Here is a 2,048-nt window from a genome sequence, read left to right on the forward strand (position 1 = left end):
GCGGTTTGAAGCCTGCCCCTGAAAGCCGACTTCGGGAGGCCTACTCCCATCTTCGGTACAGCACCGCAGGCTCACACCTGCGCTCGTGACACACTATGAGTCCTATCGGTGTGGCGACCACTTTCACGCGAACCCCTCCGCGCCCGACAGCGGGCGCGTCTTCCAGTCCCAGAACAGTCCCAGGACTCCGTAGAGGTACTCGTTACTCCATCGTCGCCACCCGACGCTCGTCTTCTGGCGTCGCTTGCGCCGCGTTAGCAGAGTTCGAACCTTCATTTCCAGATAGTCGCGCACCTCACTGAAGGCGCGACTGGCGTTGCCGACCCGGAAGTAGTTGACCCATCCCGCCACCGCAGCGTTGAGTTTCGCGACCAGCTTCACGGCCGGGGTCGAGCCTCCGTGCCGGATGATGTCGCGGATCCTCGCCTTGATGGCTTGGCGAGCCTTCTTCTTGGGGGTCATCAGGATGAAGTACCCGTTCCCCGCTCGTTTGCGCACGCGACGCAGGTCGAACCCCAGGAACCCAAAGGCGTCCTCCTTCAATGTATCCACCACAATGGTTTTCTCCGTGTTCAACTCGACGCCTAGCGGCACGAGTTGTTCCCGCAGACGCTGCAGGGCACGTTCAGCCCAGCCGCGTTTGGTGTGGTGGCCACTGACGGTGATGACAATGTCGTCAGCAAACCGGTGATAGTTCACTGCCTCGTAAGGGCCCTGTGCCGTCTTGCGTCGAATCTCGTCGAACATCCAGTCAATCTCATTCAAGTAGATGTTCGCAGCGAGTGGGCTGAATGGGCCACCTTGCGGTACCCCAACTTTGCCCGCTGCTTTGATAACCTGCTTGACCAAGTGCATGACCTGAGGGTCCTGAATGCGCTTCGCGATCTTGCCCAACAGGGTTGAATGTTGAATTGTGTCAAAGTAGCGCGACAAATCCACATCAACCACCGTCGACATGCGCCGCAGCACACTGCGTCTGACTTCCGCCAGCGCGCGGTGTGGGGACCGCTTCGGTCGAAACCCGTAGGAGTTCGGGCAGAAGTCCGCCTCGAATACCGCTTCGAGGATCAGTTTCAGCGCCCCCTGCACCACGCGGTCGCGGATGCAAGGAACCTGGAGAACGCGGACCTTGCCATTGCTCTTCGGGATCTCTACCCTGCGGTTCGGCTTGGGTTCATACCTGCCTGTTTTGAGGTCTGCCTGAATCTCCGCGAGGAATACAGTACGTCCCGATGCCTCGATGTCTTCAAAACTCAGATCATCGATTCCCGGCGCACCGCCGTTCCTCTTGGCGATACGGTAGGCCTCGTCGAGGGTTTCACTCTTCGCAATATGCACGAAGAGCCCCCAGAAGCGATGAGTCTTGTCAGACTTCGCCTTGCGATATATCCGCCTTCTCAGTTCCTGCAGACTGCCGGATGCCTTTGTCATTTCATCCCTGCCTCACATTGTTGGACGGAATACTCACCGGTCCGGGCCCTTCCCTCCGGGCGCGTTTTGCTGCACGCCCATCGACAGTACTACGACCCGATCCGTCACCCTGACACCTATGCCCGCATTTCCCACTCGCGGTTATAGCGGGCATCTCCTCGACGGGCTTTCTCCGCCGGGTGCCGAGGGCTTCTCCAGTTTCCACGTTATCCTTCACACCATGTCGCCGCTGATACCCCGCCGGTGAGAGTTGCCGCATCGGACTCGTTTCGGACAACTCTTGCTGCTTTCGCGCGTTATCGACCGTCTCAGCCACCGGGTTTTCGTGTGACGAGGCTACATCTGCGTTCACTGCACGTTGCAACCTGGTGCGTTGCATACACTCCTTTCTGAGCATACTGTCGGAGGGCTCCGTCATCTTGCTTTCGCGACCATGACGCCTCCCAAGCTACGAGGCTTGAGTCTTTTGCCTCGGTCGGACTTACACCGACTGGATAACGTGTCCTTATCTGGACACACCGATCTGCCAGCGACGGGTGTAGCACGCAGCGATATCGGCTGGCTTGAAGCGTCGGCGATCCCTCAGGGAAGTCAGCAACACTCGTTCGCGGCCGCGC

At 59.1% G+C, this 2,048-nt stretch carries 1 protein-coding gene; it reads right to left on the bottom strand.

What is annotated here, in order from left to right; translation table 11 throughout:
* Positions 1-123: 123 nt before the first annotated feature.
* On the bottom strand, positions 124-1,431 hold the full coding sequence (gene ltrA / locus RM96_RS36205) for a group II intron reverse transcriptase/maturase (RefSeq protein ID WP_039016588.1): 1,308 nt from the start codon (positions 1,429-1,431) through the stop codon (positions 124-126).
* Positions 1,432-2,048 lie beyond the last annotated feature (617 nt).

It is taken from the genome of Cupriavidus sp. IDO, assembly GCF_000812465.1.
Taxonomy (GTDB): domain Bacteria; phylum Pseudomonadota; class Gammaproteobacteria; order Burkholderiales; family Burkholderiaceae; genus Cupriavidus.